Source organism: Exiguobacterium sp. s141 (genome assembly GCF_018618085.1).
Lineage (GTDB): Bacteria > Bacillota > Bacilli > Exiguobacteriales > Exiguobacteriaceae > Exiguobacterium > Exiguobacterium mexicanum_A.
The window spans coordinates 146,927-169,792 of sequence record NZ_JACSLJ010000003.1; the positions used below are offsets into that span (position 1 = coordinate 146,927).

Annotated in this window: 25 protein-coding genes; 9 read left to right on the forward strand and 16 right to left on the reverse strand. The window is 52.9% G+C overall.

Going from position 1 to position 22,866, the window contains the following annotated elements; translation table 11 throughout:
- Nucleotides 1-32: 32 nt before the first annotated feature.
- Nucleotides 33-527 carry a hypothetical protein gene (locus KNP74_RS09185; protein WP_214764095.1) on the reverse strand — a complete coding sequence of 165 codons (495 nt, stop codon included), beginning with the start codon at nucleotides 525-527 and terminating at the stop codon, nucleotides 33-35.
- Nucleotides 524-2,041 carry a sensor domain-containing diguanylate cyclase gene (locus KNP74_RS09190; RefSeq protein ID WP_214764096.1) on the reverse strand — a complete coding sequence of 506 codons (1,518 nt, stop codon included), beginning with the start codon at nucleotides 2,039-2,041 and terminating at the stop codon, nucleotides 524-526. The genes KNP74_RS09185 and KNP74_RS09190 overlap by 4 nt, the downstream gene beginning before the upstream one ends.
- Before the next feature lie 238 nt (nucleotides 2,042-2,279).
- On the opposite strand from KNP74_RS09190, the gene KNP74_RS09195 reads away from it, so the two are divergent.
- On the forward strand, nucleotides 2,280-2,714 hold the full coding sequence (locus KNP74_RS09195) for a DUF6188 family protein (RefSeq protein WP_214718616.1): 435 nt from the start codon (nucleotides 2,280-2,282) through the stop codon (nucleotides 2,712-2,714).
- Between the two features lie 132 nt (nucleotides 2,715-2,846).
- On the opposite strand, the gene KNP74_RS09200 is transcribed toward KNP74_RS09195, so the two are convergent.
- Genes KNP74_RS09200 through KNP74_RS09210 form a run of 3 tightly spaced genes read right to left on the reverse strand, consistent with a single transcriptional unit; the run spans nucleotide 2,847 to nucleotide 5,505 of the window.
- The gene (locus tag KNP74_RS09200; protein ID WP_131471691.1) at nucleotides 2,847-3,590 is read right to left on the reverse strand and encodes an AAA family ATPase; all 744 of its coding nucleotides are present in this window, start codon (nucleotides 3,588-3,590) and stop codon (nucleotides 2,847-2,849) included.
- Nucleotides 3,581-4,858 (reverse strand): sensor histidine kinase, encoded by a 1,278-nt coding sequence (locus tag KNP74_RS09205; RefSeq protein WP_214764097.1) that lies wholly within the window; start codon nucleotides 4,856-4,858, stop codon nucleotides 3,581-3,583. Before KNP74_RS09205 ends, KNP74_RS09200 begins: the two co-directional genes overlap by 10 nt.
- The gene (locus KNP74_RS09210; protein WP_214764099.1) at nucleotides 4,855-5,505 is read right to left on the reverse strand and encodes a response regulator transcription factor; all 651 of its coding nucleotides are present in this window, start codon (nucleotides 5,503-5,505) and stop codon (nucleotides 4,855-4,857) included. The genes KNP74_RS09205 and KNP74_RS09210 overlap by 4 nt, the downstream gene beginning before the upstream one ends.
- A gap of 142 nt (nucleotides 5,506-5,647) precedes the next feature.
- Here KNP74_RS09210 and KNP74_RS09215 point away from each other — a divergent pair, with 142 nt between their 5' ends.
- Nucleotides 5,648-6,217: a hypothetical protein gene (locus tag KNP74_RS09215; RefSeq protein WP_138860136.1), complete on the forward strand. Its 570-nt coding sequence runs from the start codon at nucleotides 5,648-5,650 to the stop codon at nucleotides 6,215-6,217.
- A 28-nt stretch (nucleotides 6,218-6,245) separates the two neighbouring features.
- Here the strand turns inward: KNP74_RS09215 and KNP74_RS09220 are convergent, their stop codons facing one another.
- Together KNP74_RS09220 and KNP74_RS09225 are read right to left on the reverse strand one after the other, a co-directional pair.
- On the reverse strand, nucleotides 6,246-6,953 hold the full coding sequence (locus KNP74_RS09220; protein WP_214764100.1) for a hypothetical protein: 708 nt from the start codon (nucleotides 6,951-6,953) through the stop codon (nucleotides 6,246-6,248).
- Nucleotides 6,954-7,043: 90 nt separating this feature from the next.
- Nucleotides 7,044-8,954 (reverse strand): endonuclease MutS2, encoded by a 1,911-nt coding sequence (locus KNP74_RS09225; protein ID WP_214764101.1) that lies wholly within the window; start codon nucleotides 8,952-8,954, stop codon nucleotides 7,044-7,046.
- Between the two features lie 479 nt (nucleotides 8,955-9,433).
- On the opposite strand from KNP74_RS09225, the gene KNP74_RS09230 reads away from it, so the two are divergent.
- The 3 genes from KNP74_RS09230 to nagE are packed head-to-tail and all read left to right on the forward strand — an operon-like array spanning nucleotide 9,434 to nucleotide 12,256.
- Complete coding sequence (locus tag KNP74_RS09230; protein ID WP_256441351.1) at nucleotides 9,434-9,904, forward strand: PTS sugar transporter subunit IIA; 471 nt, start codon at nucleotides 9,434-9,436, stop codon at nucleotides 9,902-9,904.
- Nucleotides 9,905-9,923: 19 nt separating this feature from the next.
- The gene (locus tag KNP74_RS09235; protein WP_214764103.1) at nucleotides 9,924-10,772 is read left to right on the forward strand and encodes a PRD domain-containing protein; all 849 of its coding nucleotides are present in this window, start codon (nucleotides 9,924-9,926) and stop codon (nucleotides 10,770-10,772) included.
- Complete coding sequence (nagE, locus tag KNP74_RS09240) at nucleotides 10,769-12,256, forward strand: N-acetylglucosamine-specific PTS transporter subunit IIBC (protein ID WP_114164981.1); 1,488 nt, start codon at nucleotides 10,769-10,771, stop codon at nucleotides 12,254-12,256. The genes KNP74_RS09235 and nagE overlap by 4 nt, the downstream gene beginning before the upstream one ends.
- A 291-nt stretch (nucleotides 12,257-12,547) precedes the next feature.
- Here the strand turns inward: nagE and htpX are convergent, their stop codons facing one another.
- Together htpX and KNP74_RS09250 are read right to left on the reverse strand one after the other, a co-directional pair.
- Nucleotides 12,548-13,429, reverse strand: a complete 882-nt coding sequence (gene htpX, locus KNP74_RS09245; protein WP_167491887.1) for a zinc metalloprotease HtpX — start codon at nucleotides 13,427-13,429, stop codon at nucleotides 12,548-12,550.
- 21 nt (nucleotides 13,430-13,450) lie between these two features.
- The gene (locus KNP74_RS09250; protein WP_034780526.1) at nucleotides 13,451-13,999 is read right to left on the reverse strand and encodes a LemA family protein; all 549 of its coding nucleotides are present in this window, start codon (nucleotides 13,997-13,999) and stop codon (nucleotides 13,451-13,453) included.
- A gap of 138 nt (nucleotides 14,000-14,137) precedes the next feature.
- Here KNP74_RS09250 and KNP74_RS09255 point away from each other — a divergent pair, with 138 nt between their 5' ends.
- Both KNP74_RS09255 and KNP74_RS09260 read left to right on the forward strand, forming a co-directional pair.
- Nucleotides 14,138-14,590 carry an NUDIX hydrolase gene (locus KNP74_RS09255; protein ID WP_138860142.1) on the forward strand — a complete coding sequence of 151 codons (453 nt, stop codon included), beginning with the start codon at nucleotides 14,138-14,140 and terminating at the stop codon, nucleotides 14,588-14,590.
- Nucleotides 14,581-15,765, forward strand: a complete 1,185-nt coding sequence (locus KNP74_RS09260; RefSeq protein ID WP_214764104.1) for a M20 metallopeptidase family protein — start codon at nucleotides 14,581-14,583, stop codon at nucleotides 15,763-15,765. The genes KNP74_RS09255 and KNP74_RS09260 overlap by 10 nt, the downstream gene beginning before the upstream one ends.
- 10 nt (nucleotides 15,766-15,775) lie before the next feature.
- On the opposite strand, the gene KNP74_RS09265 is transcribed toward KNP74_RS09260, so the two are convergent.
- From KNP74_RS09265 to KNP74_RS09285, 5 genes are all read right to left on the reverse strand, one after another.
- Complete coding sequence (locus KNP74_RS09265) at nucleotides 15,776-17,077, reverse strand: hemolysin family protein (protein ID WP_371816328.1); 1,302 nt, start codon at nucleotides 17,075-17,077, stop codon at nucleotides 15,776-15,778.
- Between the two features lie 112 nt (nucleotides 17,078-17,189).
- Nucleotides 17,190-17,666 (reverse strand): DMT family transporter, encoded by a 477-nt coding sequence (locus tag KNP74_RS09270; protein WP_214764107.1) that lies wholly within the window; start codon nucleotides 17,664-17,666, stop codon nucleotides 17,190-17,192.
- Between the two features lie 11 nt (nucleotides 17,667-17,677).
- A complete protein-coding gene (locus tag KNP74_RS09275; RefSeq protein WP_084592951.1) occupies nucleotides 17,678-18,349 on the reverse strand; it encodes a Crp/Fnr family transcriptional regulator in 672 nt (223 codons plus the stop codon).
- A gap of 11 nt (nucleotides 18,350-18,360) precedes the next feature.
- Entirely contained in the window at nucleotides 18,361-18,786 is a 426-nt protein-coding gene (locus KNP74_RS09280) for a DMT family transporter (RefSeq protein WP_214764108.1), read from the reverse strand.
- A 109-nt stretch (nucleotides 18,787-18,895) separates the two neighbouring features.
- A complete protein-coding gene (locus tag KNP74_RS09285; RefSeq protein ID WP_214764109.1) occupies nucleotides 18,896-19,555 on the reverse strand; it encodes a type 1 glutamine amidotransferase domain-containing protein in 660 nt (219 codons plus the stop codon).
- 373 nt (nucleotides 19,556-19,928) lie between these two features.
- On the opposite strand from KNP74_RS09285, the gene KNP74_RS09290 reads away from it, so the two are divergent.
- Nucleotides 19,929-21,035: a glycerol dehydrogenase gene (locus tag KNP74_RS09290; RefSeq protein WP_214764110.1), complete on the forward strand. Its 1,107-nt coding sequence runs from the start codon at nucleotides 19,929-19,931 to the stop codon at nucleotides 21,033-21,035.
- A 17-nt stretch (nucleotides 21,036-21,052) separates the two neighbouring features.
- Here KNP74_RS09290 and KNP74_RS09295 read toward each other — a convergent pair whose 3' ends face one another.
- A complete protein-coding gene (locus tag KNP74_RS09295) occupies nucleotides 21,053-21,523 on the reverse strand; it encodes a hypothetical protein (protein ID WP_214764111.1) in 471 nt (156 codons plus the stop codon).
- A gap of 61 nt (nucleotides 21,524-21,584) precedes the next feature.
- Entirely contained in the window at nucleotides 21,585-21,803 is a 219-nt protein-coding gene (locus KNP74_RS09300; RefSeq protein ID WP_034780509.1) for a hypothetical protein, read from the reverse strand.
- A gap of 200 nt (nucleotides 21,804-22,003) precedes the next feature.
- Here KNP74_RS09300 and KNP74_RS09305 point away from each other — a divergent pair, with 200 nt between their 5' ends.
- Nucleotides 22,004-22,843, forward strand: coding sequence for a M15 family metallopeptidase (locus tag KNP74_RS09305; protein ID WP_214764113.1), 840 nt, complete (start codon nucleotides 22,004-22,006; stop codon nucleotides 22,841-22,843).
- The last annotated feature ends 23 nt before the right edge of the window (nucleotides 22,844-22,866 follow it).

A 22,866-nucleotide genomic window follows, 5' to 3' on the forward strand; every position in this document is an offset into this window, starting at 1 on the left:
GGTTCCGCCACGAGTCTGTGATGGAAACCCTTTTATTGTGCCAGGCGGTCTTCATGAATGTGATGGTACACCTCGTCTCGAATCGCTGCGAGCGTACGCTCATGAACGATCATGTGTGCCCGAATCGTTCGGTTGACGTGTTCATTAACCTTGCCGGCCTCCAAGTGTCGATCCAACACGGGAAGGCTGAAATCGTCAATCGGCAAATAGGCGATAGGAATCACGGCGGACCCTGATTTCACCGAGACTTGCACGCCGTTCACTTCTGGAAAGAAATACGACTCATAATACGGTTCGACGGCCAGCTCTTCTTTCATCGCATCCCGCACTTCGGGAATCGTTGTCGGCAAGGCGATGAAATACACCATTTGGTCGAACGAGAATGAGACGTCTTTCAACGAGATGTCCAGTGCCTCTGCGTGTCGGTTGGCCACACTACCCGTCACAAACCGATAACTTGGACGGCTCGTAAACAAGATGGTCGCGATAAAGGCGACGGTCATGATCATGACACTGAATTCAGTCATAGCGGTACCCCTTCCCAGCGGCAGACTTGGTTTTTCCCTCGTGATTTGGCCGCATACAACGCTTGATCGGCGCACTCAATCAACTGTTCGCGTGACTGTTCGTGAAGCGTGTGCTTCGAAGCGACACCGAAGCTCAGCGTTAACTGACCACCTGGTTGTCGCTCCCCGTACATGAAGTTGGTGCCGAGCACGGCCGCACGAATCGTCTCCGCGACGTGGGACGCCTCGACTTCGTCGAACTGCGGCAAGAGAACGACAAACTCTTCGCCACCGAACCGATACGCCATCTGTTCATCCGGCACGCTTCGTCGAATGACACTCGCGAGCCGCGTGAGTAACTCGTTTCCAGCCAAGTGACCGTTTGTGTCGTTGAAATGCTTGAAATGGTCAATATCCATCACAATCAGTGACAGCTCGTCCGTTTCGCACTCCCGGAACAAGACATCCAAATCTTGTTCGAACGAACGATGGTTTTTGAGACGCGTCAACCCGTCACGAAGCGCCAACGTCTCGATGCGCTGGTACAACATCGTCTGATGGAGCGCAAGCGAGGCTTGTTCCGCAATCGGTCGGACACTGTCAATCTTTTGAGGGGTGATTGGTTTTTTATTGACGACATTGTCGATGACGAGAAGTCCGTATGGAATTCCTTGATGATGGAGCGGGAAAATTGTGCACTCGTCCATCTGTAAGTCGGTATGTAACATGCGCAGCACCGGATCGTCGGTGATGCTCGCATACACGTGGAGCGGCCGTCCCGAGTCGAGCGTCTGTTTGAACAGGTGGTCTCCATGAAACGGGATCGTCATTTTCCGAATCCGTTCATTCAACTGCTCATCGTGTGACGAGTCCGTCTCTTTCTCATCAATCAGTCCTTGGAGATCATAATGTTGTCGGGTGATTTCTTCCCAAATGTGAAACCCGTCTTCCGGATTCATCGGCCCCGTGCCCATGACTCCGTAAATGCTATCTTTTTCCAAATCAGCGAAAAAGATGATCGATCGGTTAAAGCCGAGTCCGTGCCCTGCCGTCACCGATGTCAAAATCGTTTGCAGCAATCGGTCCGGGTCGAGCGTGTCTTGCATCGTAAAACTGACTTCCCGGAACACGTTCAATTGACGGGAACTCGCCGTCAGCATCCGCAACCGGCCTGATCGTTCTCGCTTCAACTGGTTGATGTAACCAAAGAGCAGCGCGGCTCCTAGGCCAAAAAAGACATAACTGAGCAACAGCGGAAGGGATAATGTCCCGGATTGACTGTATACTAAAAGCCAGCTGACCATGATTGCAACAGTCATGCCTTTCCAGTGAAAACAGACGAGCCCTGTCATAATCAATAACAGCACTGACCAATGTAAATCATAAAAATCGAACAACACCCCGTGCCAAATCACGACAAGGCTGCTCGTCCCGGCGAGCAGCCAGCGATTCAAGGCGGGGGTCGTCATCAACCGAAGGACGTTGAGGACGATGGTGATTAGGATGATGCCGCCAATCAATAGACCATAAACCATGGTTACCCCTCGTTTCATCGAGTCATCTATACTTTTGATTATAAATCGAATCATCGAACGCGGGACCGGATTTGTCCAATCACTGACCAAACTTTTAACTTACTTGAAGTATTTTCCATAAGTTGTCGAACTCGCTTGTTTCTTCTCATATGAGTGATTTCACATAATCCTTTCATTTACTTTAGCGATGTAACGTGGAATGATGGAATTAACTAACCCATTTAAGCGAGGTGGAAGCGTGACCCGTACCGAACATCTTGAAGCAACACGGATTTTACAGCATTTGTTTAACGCGTCTTCCTTCGTCGGAATCGACTTCGGTTCCGGCCCCAATCATCATCTACTCTACTTCAGCCGAGACGGCAACGAGTCGTGGCTCTCGATTGAAGGACCTTGGTACGTCCATTCATCGGGACCGTCGTTCAACGAAGATGAACAACTCCATCACCTCGTCGAACTCCGACGTGAACGCGTCCGTTCCATCCTGTTATCTGAAGACAATCCCCATCTTGAACTGACATTTGAATCTGGAGCCGTCCTGTTCGTGAACGGCTATCACGAACAGTATGAAAGTTGGCAGGCCGGAGACGCCCGTCCGCTCGGAGGCGAACACTTCTTACTCGTCGCCATGCCTCAAGGGGACTTGGCCGTCTTTGCAGAGGAAGACGTCTGATGGCAGCCTGGACGGAGATTCTCACGTATATGTTGATTGCCGGTGGTGTCAGTCTCGCCATCATCGTCTTGCGCAAAGTCACGAAGTCATAAGAAAAGAGCGGCCGCGTCCGCTCTTTTCTTATTTCACCGTCTAATCCTCGAACAGGATGCGTTGCATCCGTTCCGGTGCCGCTAGAAAGTCGCGCATGACACGAACGTGCTCGAGTTCATCGAACGTCGTCGGACGGAGTCCCGTCTCGACTTGGAGGATGTCGGCGTCCGGATACGACATGAGGATTGGTGAATGGGTCGCGATGATGAATTGACTGCCCGATTGCACGAGTTCATGCATGCGTGCGAGCATCGTCAATTGCCGCATCGGCGACAAGGCGGCCTCGGGCTCATCTAAAATATACAGTCCGCCGTCTCGGAATCGATGGAGCATGAGCGACAAAAACGCCTCCCCGTGCGACTGCTCATGGAGCGATCGACCGCCGTAGGACGCATAAAACCGTTCCGGGTCGGGCGACGTTCGCGCGATCTCATCCACATAGCTCGACAGTTGATATGCCGTCTCGGCCCGGAGGAAAAATCCGTCTTTCGGCCGGTACGCGCCCCGAATCGGACGGAGCGCCTCGAACAACGGGCTATGCGTTGCCTCGGTCTCAAAACGGAACGTCGTCGCCCCACCTTCCGGATTGAATCCGGCGGCGATGGCCATCCCTTCGACCAACGTCGATTTTCCACTCCCATTCTCACCAACCAAGAACGTGACCGGCTTCGTCAGCGTCAATTCATCAAATCCATCAAAAATCGGTAGCGAGAACGGGTACCCTGGCTTTTCAATCCGATCTCGCTCTAAGCGGACACCCCGCAAAAATAAATTTAGTCCCATTCGATCCAAAACAACGCCCCCTCTCCCTCTCTCGATTCGACTCCGTAAACGAGTCCTTGAGCCTCGAGCAACAGCTTGTTGATGGCCAGACCAAGTCCGTGACCGTTCGAACGGTCCCCTTTCACATACATATCCCAGATGTTGGCGCGCATCGTCTCGGCAATGCCCGGCCCTTTGTCTTCGATTTCAAGCCGTCGCTCGGAGAGCCTGATCGTGATCACACCTCCTAGTGGACTGGCGTGATACGCGTTCTGAAGAAAGTTCGACAGCACACGCTCCATCGCCAATCGGTCCGCCTGGACGACCGCGTCCTCGACGAGTTCAAGTGTGACCGTCACTTCCTTATGACGGAACCATTCATCCATCCGCGAGACAGTCTCTTTGATCAATGCATCCAAACAAACGGATTCGAGCGAAAGTGTCACGTTGCCCGCGGATAGTTTGGAGTATTCGAGCATCTGACTGACGAGCCGATCGATCCGATCGACTTCCTCGGTTAAACTGCGACCCGTCGCCGCCACATCTTCTTGTTTGACGACACCGAGTTCAAGCATTTCGGCCTCGTTCCGGACAATGGCAAGCGGGGTCCGGACATCGTGCGTAACCCCTGAGATGAATGTATTTTGCATCCGTTCTTTCTCTTCGAGTGATGTGTTCATCTGACGGACCGCTTCCGTCAAATCGCCAATCTCGTCGTCGGTGACAGGCGGCAGTGTGATGTCATGCCGGCCCAACATGATGGCTGCGGTCGCCTGCTTCAACTCGACGAGCGGGGACGTCAAACGCCGCCCCATCCAATACGTCACACCGACGGCGACGATGAGCGCGAGCAAGAACCCGCTCCCGAGAATGACGTAGATTTGACGAAACTGCGGATTCGACAGCGGGACGGGTGCGTACGTCACGATTTGCACATCCCCCTCTTCCCGAAGGAACGTCAATAACCGCGCCCCGTTCACACTGACCTCATCTCGTTCAGAAAGTGAGTCTGGATCGAGGGCTGGCGACATATGTCGACGCATCCTGCCCCCACGATCAAGATTGACCGCTTCCCCGTCTTGAAACACGAGAACATCGAGTTGACCCGGTATGCTGCGTCCATCCACAAGCGCCTCATACACGATGTCCGCTTCACGCTCGAGTTGGTCATAGCTCTCCGTCTCCGCGAAACGCCCAATCAAGAGTGATGTCAGACCAAATGTGAGCACCGCCATGACGACGAGAGGGAGGATCGCGGTCCAGAGCAACTTCTTCATTAACCGGCTCATCGGACTTCCTCCAATCGATAACCGACGCGATGCACCGTCTTCAAGTACCGCTTCATCGTCGGCAATTTGTCACGCAACTGTTTGACGTGCGTGTCGACCGTGCGCGTGTCCCCGGCGAACGTATAATCCCACACCTCGTCAAGTAGGCGGTTGCGATCGAGCGCTTCTCCACTATGTTTCAAGAAGAAGAGGAGCAACTCGTATTCTTTATTGGTCATCCGAATCGCTTGGCCGTGATCGGTCACCGTACGGGATCGTGCGTCCACCATCATGTCGCCGAACGAGATCTCGTCCGTCTGTTTGACGAGACGTTTCAGGCGAATTTCGAGTTCTTTTAACACGATCGGTTTGACCAAATAATCGTCGGCCCCGAGCTCGAGGCCGAACACACGGTCATCCGCCTCTCCTCGTGCCGTCGCCAAGATGATGACCGGTCGCGGCTTGAGCGTCTTCAATTTCGGGATGAGCGTCCAACCTTCCCCGTCCGGCAGACGAACATCGAGCAGGACCGCATCGAACGGTTGCTCGAGCTGCCGCTTCGCTTCGGCGAGTGTGCCGACCACACTGACGTGAAACCCCGCGTACGTTAAAAAGCGGGCGAGCCCGTCCGCTAATTTCGGTTCATCTTCGACTACGAGTACGTTCATCTTTATCGCCTCCACCCCCATTATATCGCATCGCGAAACGAACCCATCATTTCCCAAAGACAATTTGCAGAAACCTTGCAATTCCCTCACAACTTTTGATCACCCACGTCCTACACTTGAGGTAGTAAAGGAGGAGATTGACATGAAGACATCTAAATTAGCCATCGCCCTGGCCGGCCTACTTGCCGTCTCAGGAACCGGCGTCTACGCCGCCACGAACGACACGACAACGACCGACGGAACGGAAACGACGACCCAATGCGAACGCGGGGAACGAGGCGAGCGGGGCATGTTCGGTGACCGGGCAGCCGGTCAGGCCGCTTTGCTCGAGGCGCTCGGGTTGACCGAAGCCGACGTGGAAGCAGCGCGCGAAGAAGGACAATCGCTTCCTGAACTCGCGGAAGAAACAGGGATCACCATTGAACAGTTCATCGAGGCGATGATCACTTCTCATGAAGCGAAACTTGAGGCAGCCGTCGAATCCGGTGACTTGACGCAAGATGAGGCCGACGCGATTCTCGCCGACCACGAAGAACGTTTTGCTGACGTCACGAGTTACGACGACTTGGGTGACATGCGTGGCTTTGGCGGTGGACGTCACGGAGGTGGGCATGGCCCACATCACGATGGTCAATTCGGTGGACCGAACCAAGATGAGGACACACCTGCGACTGATAATAACGTAGACAATCAGAGTACCAATTCACTGTAAGCAAAAAGGCAACCGCGAGGTTGCCTTTTCATATGGCCAATAACAGTAAAGCGTACCCGATGAGCCCGACAGCGAACGCGCGAAAGCTGCTGTCCCGTTCTTCTGGTAGCTCTTCTTTCATGACGTTCAAGATGATCCCCCCGGCCAAGAACGCGACAATCATCGACAGCGTCACTTCATGGAGCGCTGAAAAAGCGCCGACTCCCCACCCGGCAAGTACGGCCAACGACAACCACAATCGCCCTCGCCTGTCGTACGACTCCTGATGGTGATGCCTCAGCCCCTGGTCGACCGTAATGAAATGAATCCCCAATGCGACAAAGTAGAGTGTCATTGCCCATGCCGTATCGAACTCGCTCTCCGCGAGCACATAGCCGATGCTGAAGTTGTAGACGATGAACAACGCCATGTGAATCCAAAACACGTTGCCGTTGCCGCGTCTCTTCATTTGCGTGGCCAACCGTTCCAAGCCATAAAACACTGCCAGACCGAGCATGCTGACGACGAGGATGTGATTCTCGATCGAGGCGAACAGTCCGCTCTCGAGATGTCCTTCGAGTTCTTGTTGATAGTCGTTCAATTCAGGCAAGAGATGAAGAAACACATAGGCGACGGCGACACCGCCGGCGAGTGACAGAAACCGGCTCCGCGGCGTCTCGCGCACGTGAATCAACTGTCCTGAAAAGTAGTGAATCAAGGCAAATCCGATGGCGAACAATAAACTTAACCAAAACATCCAGTCACCTCCGACACGTTACCCGAAAGCCGAACTGTACGTGATGACTCCCGGTCCTTGTTCCTTACCCGAGTGTCTTCCCGGATACACTCATTTGCTTCGTTCGGCACGTTGCCGCGCCCGAATCTCTTTCTCGACGCGACGGAGCGCCTTCTTGGAACCGCGGGCAAAGTCGTGGGCTTCTTTCCGGTCCCGGTAATCGACGAACAATGTCTCCAGGTCATAACCAGCTGGATATAAGTCGAGCGCCTTCGCCTCACGCCGGATCCGGCGGAGCGGATGGTCGCTGAACGTGCCGTCGACATACACGGTGACTTGACGCAACGATTCGTCCATCGCGTAGACGAGACCGACTTGATTCGTCTCGAGCAGGCGGACCCGGTCGCCTTTATATAGAACTTGATCTGGTTCGACGACTGGTCGGACGACGTCTTGCGTCAGCCGTGACGGATCGAGGAGCGACTGGTCGTACGTCTTGTCATGCATATAACGCGATGCCTGCTTTAAGATTTTCTCGGGCAGCTTCATTTTCCGGGCAATGAATAACGCGTTGCTGTCGCCGGACTGCCCGATCAATAACCGATATTTCGGTTCGAGCGTGTCCGGGTCGAACTGCATGGCCGCGTTCATGAAATCGGGATGCGACTCCGAATATGCCTTGATTTCGCCGTAATGGGTCGAGGCGACGACGAGACAGCCGCGTTGGTACGCCTCTTCTAAAATCGCGATGGCGAGGGCCGCCCCTTCGTTCGGTTCGGTCCCGCTCCCAATCTCATCGAATAGGAGCAACGACCGTTTCCCGGCCTTCTGCATGATGCTCGCCACATTATTCATGTGGGCCGAGAACGTGCTGAGCGCCGACCCCATATCCTGGTTATCCCCGATGTCGACGAACACGTCGTCAAACGTCGAGATGTCTGTGTCCGGATGCGCCGGGATATGGAGTCCGCTCATCGTCATCAAACTGAGCAGACCGATCGTCTTCAAGACGACCGTCTTCCCGCCGGCGTTCGGTCCGGTGATGATGAGTCCACGGTACGTCTCTCCGAGCGAGAAATCGAGCGGGACCGCCCGTTCGAGGAGTGGATGGCGAACTTGTTTCAAACGAATTTTCCCGACCCCGTTCACGCGCGGGGCGATGCCGTCAATCGTTTGACTATACTTCCCTTTCGCGAACACCATGTCGTATTGGGCGATGACGTCGAGCGTCGCTTCAATCGTTGGTAACGCTTCCGCCACCATACCGGTGAGCGTGGCGAGCACTTGATAGATTTCGACCGCTTCCTCCGTCCGTTTGACGACGAGTTCCGCGTTCAGCTTCGCCACCGCCTCCGGTTCGATGAAGACGGTCGTGCCGCGGCTCGACGTGTCGACGATCGCCCCGGCGACTTTATGTTTATACGACGCTTTGATTGGGATCGTGAATCGGTCTTGTTTCTTCGTCACAAAGCCGTCTTGAATCGCTTCCCGGTTCGCGGCGCTCTTCAAGAACTTATTCAATCGCTCTTCAATCCGTCCTTCAAGAATGTCGATTTGTTTGCGGACCCGTTTCAACTCTTTGGACGCCTCGTCGACGACCCGTCCTCCGCGAATCGACTGGATAATGTCTTCCTCGATACTGCGCCACTCGCTCATCTCGCCCGCATACTGTGAGAGAAGTGGTGCAAAGAACGCCTGCTCGGCCATGAACCGCTTCAGTTTTCGGGCACCCCGGAAAAATTCGGCGACGGCTTCGAGTTCGCTCGCCTCGAGTTGGATGCCCCGGCTGATTTTTCCGATGAGCGGTTCCATATCGGATACGCCGATAAACGGGACGTGTGACGTCGCGTCGAGAATCGCGCGTGCTTCCGACGTCTCTTGGAGCCGTTTGTTCACCGTTTGCAGATGGCTCGTCGGACGCTGGCTTCGTAACAAGTTTCGCCCGAATCCGCTGATGCAGTATCGTTCGACGTGTTGAATCAAGTCGTTATATTGTAATTTGTCTAATGTTTGTTCATTCATGATGGAAGTCTCCTTAAAAATGGGATGGAGATACCGCGCAAACAAAAAGCGTCGGCCGATGACGACCAACGCAAAAAGACAGACCGGTGTCTGGCAGTTTATGAAGGGCGGTATCTGTAACAGAACATGAAGGCATGACAAAAACACGCGTCATCCAACATTTTTCAGTTCGTTAGGCAGATACGACCTCACTCATTAACATGCAACACCTTTCTCATTCAGTTTCGCCCTTACTATACACCAGATTTTCGAAGAAGTAAAATTTCTAGAGAACGCTTACAAATTAGTTCTTGATATCTATACATCGGCGTGCTATCTTGAGGGTGACGAAACGAATAATGATCACATGTGACTGATTCGATCAGGCATGGGGTAAGACGAAAGGCTCACGCCACCCGTCTATACTCCATGCCTGTTTTGTTTTTTCACAATCATTTTTCAAGCGAAAGGATGAATCGAACATGTTATTGAATAAGTGGATGAAGAGACATACACTGACACTTTACGCACCCATGGAAGGAGACATCATTCCACTTGAGGAAGTGACCGACCCCGTCTTTAGCGAGAAGATGATGGGCGACGGGATTGCCATCATGCCGACGGACGGAACGGTCGTCGCACCGGTAGATGGAACCATCATTCAGGTCGCACCGACGAAGCACGCGATTGGTATCCGTTCGGGAGACGGAGCTGAAATTTTGATTCATGTCGGACTGGATACGGTCGAGCTTGCGGGAAGCCCGTTCGACGTTCACGTCAAAGTCGGTGACACGATCACGACCGGACAGCCACTGTTGACGGCCGACTTGGAACAAATCCAGCGAGCCGGTAAAGACACGGTCACTCCGATGGTCATCACAAACGGGAGCACGTTAGAGCACCCGTATTCGTTCCATGCAGGAGGCCCATCGCTTCCTGGGAAGACCGTCGTCGCTCAAGCGGAACAATGACTCCTCGTTAGGAGGACACATGTTAAAAATTAAAAAGATTTTAAACAACAACGCGGTCATCGTCTCGGACGAGGGCGAAGAGAAGATCGCCATCGGACCAGGCGTCGCGTTCAAGAAGGCACGCAACGATATCGTCAATCCGCATAAAGTTGAAAAACTGTTCGTCATGTCGGAGAACGATAAGTTTCAACAATTGCTGACGCGGATTCCAATCGAGCACTTCACGATTTCCGAAGAAATCATAACGTATGCGGAAAAGCGGCTCGAGACGACGTTCAACGAACACATCCATATCGTCCTCACCGATCACATCTCGTTCGCCATCGAACGCGAGCAGGAAGGGATATCGCTTCGGAACAAACTGTTGAACGAGATTAAGATTTTATATCGCAACGAGTACGAGATCGGACTATGGGCGCTTCACCTCATCGAGGATAAACTCGGCGTCAAGATGCCGAAAGATGAGGCGGCTTTTATCGCGCTCCACATCCATACACTAAAAGTGAAGGGAGGTGATTTACGCAAGACGGTCAAACAGACGACAATCGTACGTGACATGATTCAATCGATTTCGAGACGACTCGATCTATCTATAGAAGAAGATGACTTATCCTATCAACGCTTATTAACTCATTTACGATTCGTCATGGATCGGGTCAACCATTACGATCACCATACGATCGACGAAGATATGCTTCTCATGATTCAAACGAAGTTCTCGTCGGCCTATGCATGTGCGTCTGACGTCGCAAACGAAATGGAAGACTTATACGGCATCGTCTTGCCCGAATCAGAGCTTGGTTACATCACGCTCCACATTCAACGCCTGCAAGATCAACACCATCAAAAAGGAGGACATTCACAATGATGAACTTTTTACAACGTCTCGGACGTTCCCTCATGTTGCCGGTTGCCGTACTTCCTGCAGCTGCCATTCTCATGGGGATCGGTTACTGGATCGACCCGGTCGGCTGGGGTTCTGAAAACATCGCCGCCGCATTCTTGATCAAAGCCGGTTCAGCGATCATCGATAACATTCCAATTCTCTTCGCAGTCGGGGTCGCCCTCGGGATGGCGAAAAACCGTGACGGCTCAGCCGCTCTAAGCGGACTTGTCGCCTTCCTCACGGTCACGACACTCTTGTCTTCGGCAACTGTCGCCTTGTTCCAAGGTGTCGACGTCGAAGCCGTCAACCCAGCGTTCGGTAAGATTGCCAACGCGTTCGTCGGTATCTTGTCAGGTATCGTCGCTGCTCAAATGTACAACCGCTTCAGTCATGTGAAGCTACCAGATGCACTCGCCTTCTTTAGTGGGAAGCGTCTCGTGCCAATCATGACGGCATTCTCGATGATCCTCGTCTCGGTCGCCCTTTACTTCGTCTGGCCGGTCGTGTACACAGGACTCGTCGGCTTCGGGGAAACCATCTCGAAAATGGGTGCAATCGGGGCAGGCCTTTACGGCTTCTTCAACCGTCTGTTAATCCCAACTGGTCTTCACCACGCCTTGAACTCGGTATTCTGGTTCGATGTGGCCGGCATTAACGATATCGGTAACTTCTGGTCAGGTGAAGGTGTGAAAGGGATCACGGGTCGTTATCAAGCCGGATTCTTCCCGATTATGATGTTCGGTCTTCCGGCAGCAGCCCTCGCTATGTACCATACCGCGAAAACAAAACGTAAAAAACAAGCGGCCTCGCTCCTTCTCGCCGCAGCGTTCGCATCGTTCTTCACAGGTGTCACGGAACCGCTCGAATTCTCGTTCATGTTCCTCGCACCAGTTCTCTACCTCGTCCACGCGGTCTTGACAGGGGTTTCCCTCTTCATCGCGGCGACGTTCCAATGGACGGCCGGATTCGGCTTCAGCGCCGGTCTTGTCGACTTTGTCCTCAGCTCACGGTTACCGCTCGCGAACCAACCGTACATGTTGCTCGTTCAAGGTCTCGTCTTCGGTGCCATCTACTACGTCATCTTCCGCTTCATGATCGTCAAGCTCAACTTGGCCACACCTGGCCGCGAGTCAGACGAAGCGGTTGACGCGGTCGCAACGGAAACGACTCCTGAAGGCGAAACGAAGACAGCTCCAGTCGCTGCCGGCGGTCAATATTCAGCGATGGCAGCGATGATTTACGATGGTCTCGGCGGCGATCAAAACGTCACGGGCATCGAATCGTGTGTCACACGTCTCCGCGTCGATGTGAAAGACATGGATACGGTCGACCAAGCCCAAATCAAGAAAGCAGGCATCCCTGGTATCAAGGTTGTCAGCCCGAACCACATCCAAGTCATCGTCGGAACGAACGTCCAATTCGTCCTCGAAGAGATTGAAAAACTCCGGAGCCATCGCGCCGGGTAACTGACGAAAGCCACCTCGCGCGCGAGGTGGCTTTTTACTGCCTTTGCTCCTATGTTAAGTTCAGCTCTTCTTTTTGACTGACATCAACATGAGCGAAACCGTGACTGAGTAAATCAATAAGAAGATGACAATGCCTAACTCAAGTGCCGACTCAAACATGAAGTCCCCTCCAATCCGTCCTCTTTTTACTATCATTCCCATTCAAAATCAATACAAACTGGATATGTGAAATAGGCTGATCCGATTCACGTACAAAGGCCCTCTTCCTAAAAAGAGGACCTTCGTTATGCACTACATACTTCTCAGTCTGGCAATCCGTTCAGACGGGTTCGGGTGCGTGGAGAACAGACCGCTCAGCTTTTTCTTGAGCGGGTCTGAAAAGTAGAGCGACGCCGAGGCACGTGAGGCTTCCTTCACCGGTGTCTGGATATTGGCGATTTTCTCGAGCGCCGACGCGAGCGCATCCGGATTACGTGTCAATTCGGCCCCGCTCGCGTCCGCCAAAAACTCACGATTTCGCGAGATGGCCAAGTTAACGAGCGTGGCGATGAGCGGTGCGAGAACCAACAACACGAGCCCGACAATCATAAAAATCGGGTTTTGGTTGTTGTCGCGGCGGCCGCCAACACTCCGGAAGAACAGCATCCGCGACCCGATATCGCTCATGATGGCGATGACCGAGACAAGGGCGAGCGTCACTGTCGCCAGTCGTACATCGTAATTTTTGATATGGGCGACTTCATGGGCGATGACACCCTCGACTTCTTCTCGCGTCAACTGGTCGAGCAGTCCAGTTGTCACGGCGACGGCTGCCTTTTCTGGTTTCAGCCCGGTCGCGAATGCGTTCGGGGACGCATCGTTAATGATGAAGATGCGCGGCATCGGGACGCGCGCAACCATCGCCATGTTCTCGACAGTGTGCCAGAGAAACCGATGCTGGTCGACCGATGTGATCTCTTGGGCATGGTTCATCTTCATGACGATGTTCGTGCTCGACATGATGACGATGCCGATATAAAACAGCGAGAATACCGGCGTGAAGATGAGTCCCGGGAGCGGGTCGCCATAATTCAAATACGAGATGACCACCCCGACTCCTAAGACGAGCAGGACAAATCCGGCCACGATGAACACGGTCTTGATTTTATTTTTACGAATCTGTTCATATAAAATCATCGTCGCCACTCCAATCCATTAGAATGAGACACGCACGTTTTCACGTTCTTCTTCACGCGCTTCGAGCATGTCGCGTTTTTCGAAGTTGTGAACAGAGGCGATGATGTTCGTCGGGACCGATTCGACTTTCGTGTTATATTTCATGACCGTATTGTTATACAACTGTCGTGAGTAGGCGACTTTATTTTCGGTCTGCGTCAGTTCTTCCTGGAGCATCTTGAAGTTCTCGTTCGCTTTCAAGTCTGGATATGCCTCACGGAGAGCGAACAAGTTTTTCAGCGCACCGCTCAATTGATCGTTCACTTCCATCTGTTCTTGACGGCTCGTCTTCGACCCGAGCTGATTCCGGAGCTCGACGACTTTCGCGAGCGTCTCTTGCTCGTGCTTGGCATAGCCCTTCACCGTTTCGACCAAGTTCGGAATCAAATCGTAACGCCGTTTCAACTGGACATCAATCTGCGCCCACGCCTCGTCGACCCAGTTTCGATACTTGACGAGTCCGTTGTACATCGAGAAATAGATGAACGCCAAGACAACGATGATACCGATTGCGATAATCCAACCCATTTCGACACCTCATTTCATGATTTTCTCCTGTATTAATTCCCTTTTGTCGTATACCATAAGCATAACTTAGGGAATATGTAGAAAATGATTCATATATGCTGTGGGTTTTCTCACGAATTCATACAAAGGAGTGTCATCATGTCCGTTCCTACCATCGTTGTTGCCGTGAAAGCGGTGATTGTGCAAGACGACCACATGCTCATCATCAAACGAGCTGATGATGACGAGGTCAATCCCGGCACGTGGGAACTCGTCGGAGGCAAACTCGACTTTGGCGAGTCGCTCGAACACGCTCTTGAACGGGAAGTGTTCGAAGAGGCCGGTTTGCATGTGGCGGTCCAGCAATTGTTGTACGCCACGACGTTTTTGACCGCCCCGGATCGTCAAGTCGTCATCATGACGTACTTAGCTCACCCGGTCGCGACGACCGTCACCCTCTCCGAGGAGCACAGTGATGCCAGATGGGTGACGGCTGACGAAGCGCAAACCTTATTACATCGTCCGATTCTCGACGATTTGAATTCACACGACGTATGGACCTTGCTTCAACCAAAAATGATCAACGGACAGGAGTGTAAATCATGCTTGTGACTGACCTCGATTCACGCTTGACTGAGCTATACGACGAGATGGTGACGCTCCGCCGCCACTTCCATCAACATCCCGAACTTTCATTCGAAGAACGAGAGACACCTCAGACGATTGCAGCTTATTTGCGCGACCTCGGCCTCGATGTGCGCGAACATGTCGGTGGCAACGGTGTTGTCGCACGCATTCATGGCGGCGAAGGCCCGACCATCGCGTTTCGGGCCGACTTTGACGCCTTGCCAATCCAAGATTTAAAGGACGTCCCGTACCGCTCGAAAGTGAATGGCTCGATGCACGCTTGCGGTCATGATGCGCATACGGCGACGTTGCTCGTCCTTGCGAAAGCACTCACGGAAATCGACCTTCCGGGAGATGTCGTCCTCATTCACCAGTTCGCGGAAGAACTCGCGCCAGGTGGGGCCAAACCGATGATCGAAGATGGATGTCTTGACGGTGTCGATTATATTTACGGCTCTCATATTTGGACCCCGCTTCCATACGGGACGATTGGTGTGAAGACGGGACCGATCATGGCCGCGGCTGATCGCTTCGAACTGACCGTCAAAGGCAAAGGTGGTCACGGGGCCATCCCGCAACACACGGTCGATGCCGTCATGGTCGGAACGAATATCGTCAGCCAGTTGCAACAAGTCATCAGTCGTCGCATCGACCCGCTCGAACCGGCCGTCTTAACTGTCGGCACGTTCGTTGCCGGTCAGGCATTCAACGTCATCGCCGATGAAGCGAAGCTGTCTGGCACGGTACGGACGTTCACACCGGAGACGCAAACACGCATCATCGCCGAGATGGAGCGGACTATCACCCATATCTGTTCGGCGAGCGAAGCGCACTACGAGCTCGACTATATCCGGGGCTACCCCGCCGTGATCAACCATCCCATCGAGACCGATCACGTCCGTCGCAGCGCCGCTCGCGTCGTTGGCACCGATGGCGTCATCGAAATGTCCCCGCTCATGGTCGGAGAAGATTTTGCCTATTATATGCAACACGTACCGGGCAGCTTCTTCTTCACCGGAGCCGGTAACCCGGAAGTCGGTGCCGTCTTCCCTCACCATCATCCCCGCTTCGATGTGGACGAACGGGCGATGCTTCATACCGCCCGCGTCCTCATGCAGGCGGCATTCGAGACATGGAACGCGCCTAAAAAAGAAGACTGACGCCGCGGCGTCAGTCTTCTTTTTTTTGTTCAGGCAACATCGATACGAGCACTTGGTCAACACGTTTGCCGTCCATATCGACGACCTCGAATCGAAGACCATATGCTTCGACAACGTCTCCCCGTTTTGGGAAATCGCCGAGCGCATAAATAACAAGTCCGGCAAGAGTATGATACGAGTTACGCCCTTCATCAAAACGATTGTCTCGAATTCCGAACGTCCGCTTCAAATCCTCAATCCCGAGCAAACCATCGGCCAAGTAGGAACCGTCTTCACGGCGCACGATTTCCGGTGTTTCTTCTTCAATCATCACTTCGCCGACGATTTCTTCTAGAATATCGAACAATGTGACCATCCCGAGGAATCCGCCGTACTCATCGAGCACGAAGGCGATTTCGACGCCATTCTTCTGCATCATCTGCAACACTTGGCTCGCTTCTCGCTGTTTTGGGACGATGAGTGGTTGTTTGATTCGCTTCAAAATTTGTGAGGGCTCCCGAAGCGTCGATAATGTCAAAATGTCACGGACATCGATATAACCGACGAACTCGTCGAGCGTATCGCGCCCGACCGGGAGTTTATTGTGTTTACTCTCATAAATCGATTTCTTGATATCGTCCATATCGTCTTCAAGGTCGACCCATTCCAGCGTCGTCCGCGGTTGCATCAATTCATAAATCAGCTGGTCATGGAACGCAAACACACGCTCGACCTGCTGCACTTCCTCGTGTGCGAATGCCCCTTGCTGGGCTCCTTCGAACAAGAGTTGCTTAATTTCGAGCTCGGTCTCACCACTCGATTGCTCCGCTTTCAAGCCAAGCAATTTGAAAAGGAAAAGTGTCGACTTCGACAAAATCCAAATAAACGGTCGCATCACTTTACTAAATAAGTCGAGTGCCGGAATGATCGCCATCGTGACTTTTTCCGGAGCCACGAGCGCAATCCGTTTCGGCACGAGCTCACCGATGATGAGCGACAAATACGTGATAATCGTGACGACGACGACGTAACCGACGGTCGGTGCGTACTGGGGACTCATGCCAAGATTGGCGAACACATCGGCGAGCGGCGCCGAGAAACGCGCACCCCCATAAGCCCCGTTGATAATCCCGATCAACGTGATTCCGACTTGGACAGTCGATAACAGGTCGGTCGGATCTTTTGAATACTTGAGTGCGATTTCGGCACTGCGTTTACCACGGCTCGCCTCGACTTCAAGTTTGGCCGGTTTGGACGAGATCAGTGCGATTTCCGTCATCGCGAAAATCCCGTTCAACACAATCAAGAATAAAACGATCAGTAAATCGATCACTATGGAAGAATCCACTGTTTTCATCACCTCTGCGTATATTTCGTACTACAATCTCATCATATCAGAAATTTGTTATTCACCTGTACCCGTTTCACTCAAGAAAAAAGCCCCTTCAACGTGAAGTGGCTTCGGATGCGCCTTCCTGATGCAGGGCCGCCGCTTGAGATTGTTTGAAGACGATGACGCCTAAGAGCAACACCATCAACCCGATGACCTGCCCTGGGGACAGTGACAACTGTTGCATCCCGAACGCTCCCATTAGGTCGACGGCGAGCGCCCATATCAACTGAGATACGAGAATGATGGACACCGATAGCGTCGGTCCGAGCAATTGAATGCTTCGCATCACACAGAAGACGACACCGACCCCGAGCAACCCACCGAGCGCGTATATCGGCGAGATTTCGAATACGCCGTGAACATTACCACCGAACAAAGCGAGTGGGACGAGCGATCCAAGCAAGCCGACAATGAAGACGAGCACCGTTGTCGCCCATGCCCCTAGATGGGCGTTCATTTTGGCATTGACTGCAGCTTGTACACTAATAAATGCGCCGGCTACCGCCGAACAGATGATTCCTACTATCATGAGTTGCCTCCTTATTCGTACAACATGCCATTGGCACGTTCTTTTAATCGAGTCGCATCTAAAATCGTTACTTTTGTCCGCGTCTTTTCGACGAGCCCTTCATCCGCGAACGATTGTAACGTCCGATTCAAATGACGATAACTCGTCCCGAGCCATTCCGCCACTTCTTTTCGTTTCAACTGACTCATCTCGTCTTGGAACAAGTCGTTCCCTGATTCGCTGAGCGAGACGAGATATCCCGCCAATCGTTCTTCGAGTGTCGACATGAGATGGTTCGACGAGGCATTCGCCTCGATGAACAGTTTCTCAGATACGCCGCGCAGAAGATGCTCCGTGAACTCGATCGTTCGGTTATGCGTGCGGAGCACATCAAACGGCACGCGCAGACAGGTTACTGCCCCGACCGCCTCGACCGTGTGGAGTACGTTGCGTCCGCTGGCGTATTCGATATCCCCAATCAATGTTGGGGCCATCTTTAAACGGAGCAAGCGCAACTTGCCTTCCTCGCTCAACGTATAGATTTTGACACGCCCTTCTAACACGACGAAGAGAGACTCGATCGGGTTATCGTTCGTGCAGAGCATCGCTCCGGACGGATACGTCACAATCGTCGATGCCTCTAATGTTTGTTCCGAGAACAGGTGGGCCCACCCGAGTCGTTCTAGTGCTGCCTCTACTTTCATCCGTCTCCCCCTTACGTGAACGTGTAAATGCCAATCCCGGCGACCATCAAGGCAAGTCCTGTGAGCTGACCTTGGTTGAGCGGTTTCCGTTTCACACCAAACCATCCGTTCACATCAATCAAAAACGCCCCGATCAATTGGGCGACGAGCAAGACGCAGATCGCCCAAGTCACACCGAGCTGTTGAATAGCGGTCAGTTCTCCGAAAACGACAAACACCCCGAACAGACCGCCCAAGCTATAGTACCAAGGTACGCGCCGAAACGCCGTCATGTCTGCATCCCGCTTGAACGCATAAATGAGAAGAGCAAGTACAAGACCAACGAGGTGAACGACCGTGACCGACATCCAAGCACCGACCGCGTAGCCGAGCTTGGCATTAAAGATCCCTTGCAATGCGATGAACGTGCCCGAAAACACGGCAAATAACAGACCCATCCGATTTCCTCCTATCTCCTCGTCTGACTTTACGTGAGATGAGAAGGCTTGAAAAGGACATATGTCCGAAAAAAAGACAACTTAGGAGTAACCTAAGCTGTCTGTGGGATTATCCGAGCAATTTGACGATTTCTGCCCCGACTTGTTCTGAAGATTGCGGATTTTGTCCGGTAACGAGGCGTTCATCGACCGTTACGTTGACAGCCCAGTTGTCTGCGCCCTCAAATTTTCCACCGCGCTCGCGCATCGCCGATTCAAGGAGGAAAGGTACCGCTGAGTCAAGCTGCATCTCGCGTTCCTCGGCATCCGTGAATCCTGTCACGCGCTTGTCTTTGACGAGCGGATCGCCGTTGCTCAAATTAACGTTGACGAGTCCAATCGGTCCATGACAGACGGCCGCGACGACGTTTCCGCCTTCATACGTATCACGGATGACACGCTGTAACGTTTCACTGTTCGGGAAATCAACGACCGTGCCATGTCCGCCTGGAAGGAAGACTGCGTCATACGTGTCATCGGCCACTTGATCGAGTCGCGCCGTATCTTTCAACAGGTGTTTCGTGTCCAACACCTCTTGCGGCAAATCGCCTTCTAGGCTGTTCGCATCGATTGGCACGTCTCCACCTTCGATGCTCGCTACTGTGACTTTATAACCTTGTTTCTCGAATTGAAGATACGGTGCAGCAAACTCCTCAAGCCAAAGCCCTGTCGCGTGACCGTTCTCCAGTTGATTCGCAGAAGTCGTGACAATCAGTACATGTTTAGACATTGCAAATTCCTCCTTCTAAATTAAGCATACGAAAGAGTTGTTCCCGCTGTGAGTTCATTCAAACCTTGTAACCCTTAACGCTACTCTTTTTTTGACCAGGTCCTATTTTTAGAACGGCAGAAATCCATCCACCATCTATACTGGTCTCATCAGCTGGTAGGAGGGAACGACCGTGATGAAGCATGTACTCGACTGGGGATTTCTTGCCGTCGTCGCTTTGATAGTGTTACTCGTGATTATTGGCGGGTTGTGAAGAAAGCCCAAAGCAGTTTCACCGAGATGTCACATGTAGGACTGTTTGAAGGAGGGGCTGTATCGGGAACAAACCTACTGTTGTCCTGTCGTCACTGTTACTTTAGAAAGGATGTTGACTATGGCAGAACGCGTATTTATCAGTCCGGCCAAGTACGTGCAAGGCAAGAATACAATCGATCGAATCGGGGACCATGTCGGTCACTTCGGGTCACAGGCGTTGCTCATCGCCGATGACATCGTCTGGCGCTTGATTGGGGAGCGGGTGACCGATTCACTTAAAGCGAGCGGCGTCAACGCAGAAAAGGCCGATTTCGTCGGTGAGGCCTCCCGTCACGAGATTGAACGGATTGCCAAAACGGCCGCAGAGAGCCATACCGCAGTCGTCATCGGGATGGGCGGCGGGAAAACGCTCGATACGGCCAAAGCCGTCGCTGACGAACTGGACGCCCGCATCGTGATCGTGCCGACCATCGCTTCGACGGATGCGCCGACGAGTGCCCTCTCTGTCATCTATACGGATGAAGGAAACTTTGAGACGTATCGGTTCTATAAAAAGAATCCAGATTTGGTTCTCGTCGACACGAAACTGATTGCTGAAGCCCCGGCTCGTTTCCTCGCCTCAGGAATTGCCGACGCGCTCGCGACATGGGTCGAAGTCCGGAGCGTCCTCGCCTTCGGTGGCAAAACGATGGCGGGTGGTGTCCCGACGATTGCGGCGGAAGCCATCGCCAAACGCTGCGAAGAGGTGCTATTCGATTACGGAATCCCTGCTTATGAATCGGTGAAGGCCAAAGTCGTCACTCCGGCACTCGAGTCCGTCGTCGAGGCGAACACACTTCTAAGTGGTCTCGGTTTTGAAAGCGGCGGGCTCGCAGCGGCCCACGCCATTCATAACGGCTTCACCGCCCTCCACGGAGACATCCACCATTTGACGCACGGGGAAAAAGTCGCGTTCGGCACACTCGTCCAACTTGCGCTCGAAGGCCGAACGCAGGAAGAGTTCGACCGCTACGTCGCCTTGTATATGGCGCTCGAGTTGCCGGTCACACTCGAAGACGTGAAGTTGAAAGACGCTTCCCGTGAAGACATCCTAAAAGTCGGTCAAGCGGCAACGGCGGAAGGTGAGACGATTCATAGTGGATTCGATGTGACCGCTGAACAAGTGGCCGATGCCATCATCGCGGCCGACCGGTACGCTCGTCTCTATCAAAACAAATTGCAGTGAACAAGAACGAGGAACGGCTAGTTGAGCCGTTCCTCGTTCGTTTGTTTTCGCGTGACGAAGGAAAACGCTATCCCGATTGCCATGCAACTGACCGTCAAGACGAAAAACGTCAATTGGTTCGCATAAATGATGTTCGTGAACTGGTTCCATCCTGAGGCGTACGCCGCATTCTCAGAAGCACGGATTCCAGCCCGGAGCGAAGCCGCTTGACCGGCGTTGATATATAGACCGATCCCCGCCATCACGAGGCTCCCGGCTAAAAGACCGACTCGTCCCAGGCGATGAACCGATTCGACCGCACGCCGAGCAAGCCGAATCGTAATCCAGATGAACAACAGGACGAACGCCCAACCGATGAGCAAGACGAGCACGTAGGGATTCCCTTCACCCGCCGTTTCTGTATAGGCGGCAGTCATCGTCTCGCCGAGTTTGAATAATACAAACGTTATGAGCGTGATGATGAACCACGCCTTGATCAATTTCTCCATGACAACACCTCACCCCCAGTATAGCAAAAAAACACCATGCGCTTTCGCACACGGTGTCAGGTCAGGCTTTCGGACGGACTGCATAGTAAATCAAGATGACGAGCCACGTCCAAACGCCGGTGAAGATCCCGATAATCCCGACGATAAAGAACCCGAGCGGCATCATCGACTTCGTCCGATCATAGTCTTTCCACATGTTCGATAACCCTTTGATGTTGAAATACAAAAAGGCGAAGAACAAGACGAGCAACAATAACGGTAAACCAAAAATGAGTTCCATACGCTCACTCCTTTCTAGTCTCAACCATCCTCTTACATTCAGTGTACTACTTCCCGCTCTCCATCACATCGGGCTCGCGCAGTACAGGAAGCAGGTCAAGAGGCGGAGACAGTCCTGTTCACTATTCCCCAATTTCTCTTCTTTTCATCCCCTTAAAAACCGGGAAAAGAAGACTATCCAGCAAAAAGGGGGTCTTTCCTGTGAAGCTCATCCGTGTACTCCTCGTCCTGTTGCTCATCTTCCCCACCACGTCCACCTTTGCCGCGACGCCTTCACCTCAGCCAGGCTATACCCTCAAGACGACGAAATTGTATTGGCGGGCGATGCAATCGTCTCCGGTCGCCAAGACGCTTTTGACCAATACGCCTGTCCGCTACACGACCTACAACCGAAGCTGGTCGAACGTCTACATCAATGGCACACGCTACTACACTCCGTCTAGTAATTTGAAAGCCGGGATCCCAAAACTTACGGCCACAGAACGGCTTCGACTCGTCAATAAACAACACGGACTATCGAGCACGTATCGCTCTCATCAACTCGTCACGTTGACCATCCCGACCGTCTATACAAAAGGAAGCGAGCGCACCCTCATGGCCGCTGAAGCCGCTCACGCCCTCGCTCGTCTCTATTATGCCGGTCGAAAAGAAGGACATACGCTGTATGCGCTCAGTGCCTATCGCTCCTATGCCACGCAAAAATCGCTTTACATGTATTGGGTCAATACCCGCGGCACGGCATACGCCTCAAAATATGTCGCCCGTCCCGGCCATAGCGAACATCAGACCGGACTCGCCGTCGATATGACGAGTGTACGGATGCGGATGGGGCTCTATGCCTCGTTCGACCAAACCCCTGAAGGCAAATGGATGCTCCAACAGGCACACCGTTACGGGTTCATCGTTCGCTATCCGAAAGGCAAAGAGAAGATCACCGGCTACAATTATGAACCGTGGCATCTTCGTTATGTCGGTGTAAAAGAAGCGACCACAATCAAACAACAAAACTGGACGCTCGAGGACTGGTGGGCGAAACGTTGACGCGAGCATCTCGAGCGATTCAT

Coding starts and splice junctions, on each gene's coding strand:
- KNP74_RS09185 (WP_214764095.1), bottom strand. CDS start 527: ATGACTGAATTCAGTGTCATGATCATGACCGTCGCCTTTATCGCGACC.
- KNP74_RS09190 (WP_214764096.1), bottom strand. CDS start 2,041: ATGGTTTATGGTCTATTGATTGGCGGCATCATCCTAATCACCATCGTC.
- KNP74_RS09200 (WP_131471691.1), bottom strand. CDS start 3,590: ATGGGACTAAATTTATTTTTGCGGGGTGTCCGCTTAGAGCGAGATCGG.
- KNP74_RS09205 (WP_214764097.1), bottom strand. CDS start 4,858: ATGAGCCGGTTAATGAAGAAGTTGCTCTGGACCGCGATCCTCCCTCTC.
- KNP74_RS09210 (WP_214764099.1), bottom strand. CDS start 5,505: ATGAACGTACTCGTAGTCGAAGATGAACCGAAATTAGCGGACGGGCTC.
- KNP74_RS09215 (WP_138860136.1), top strand. CDS start 5,648: ATGAAGACATCTAAATTAGCCATCGCCCTGGCCGGCCTACTTGCCGTC.
- KNP74_RS09220 (WP_214764100.1), bottom strand. CDS start 6,953: ATGTTTTGGTTAAGTTTATTGTTCGCCATCGGATTTGCCTTGATTCAC.
- KNP74_RS09225 (WP_214764101.1), bottom strand. CDS start 8,954: ATGAATGAACAAACATTAGACAAATTACAATATAACGACTTGATTCAA.
- KNP74_RS09230 (WP_256441351.1), top strand. CDS start 9,434: ATGAAGAGACATACACTGACACTTTACGCACCCATGGAAGGAGACATC.
- KNP74_RS09235 (WP_214764103.1), top strand. CDS start 9,924: ATGTTAAAAATTAAAAAGATTTTAAACAACAACGCGGTCATCGTCTCG.
- nagE (WP_114164981.1), top strand. CDS start 10,769: ATGATGAACTTTTTACAACGTCTCGGACGTTCCCTCATGTTGCCGGTT.
- KNP74_RS09250 (WP_034780526.1), bottom strand. CDS start 13,999: ATGGGTTGGATTATCGCAATCGGTATCATCGTTGTCTTGGCGTTCATC.
- KNP74_RS09255 (WP_138860142.1), top strand. CDS start 14,138: ATGTCCGTTCCTACCATCGTTGTTGCCGTGAAAGCGGTGATTGTGCAA.
- KNP74_RS09260 (WP_214764104.1), top strand. CDS start 14,581: ATGCTTGTGACTGACCTCGATTCACGCTTGACTGAGCTATACGACGAG.
- KNP74_RS09270 (WP_214764107.1), bottom strand. CDS start 17,666: ATGATAGTAGGAATCATCTGTTCGGCGGTAGCCGGCGCATTTATTAGT.
- KNP74_RS09275 (WP_084592951.1), bottom strand. CDS start 18,349: ATGAAAGTAGAGGCAGCACTAGAACGACTCGGGTGGGCCCACCTGTTC.
- KNP74_RS09280 (WP_214764108.1), bottom strand. CDS start 18,786: ATGGGTCTGTTATTTGCCGTGTTTTCGGGCACGTTCATCGCATTGCAA.
- KNP74_RS09285 (WP_214764109.1), bottom strand. CDS start 19,555: ATGTCTAAACATGTACTGATTGTCACGACTTCTGCGAATCAACTGGAG.
- KNP74_RS09290 (WP_214764110.1), top strand. CDS start 19,929: ATGGCAGAACGCGTATTTATCAGTCCGGCCAAGTACGTGCAAGGCAAG.
- KNP74_RS09295 (WP_214764111.1), bottom strand. CDS start 21,523: ATGGAGAAATTGATCAAGGCGTGGTTCATCATCACGCTCATAACGTTT.
- KNP74_RS09300 (WP_034780509.1), bottom strand. CDS start 21,803: ATGGAACTCATTTTTGGTTTACCGTTATTGTTGCTCGTCTTGTTCTTC.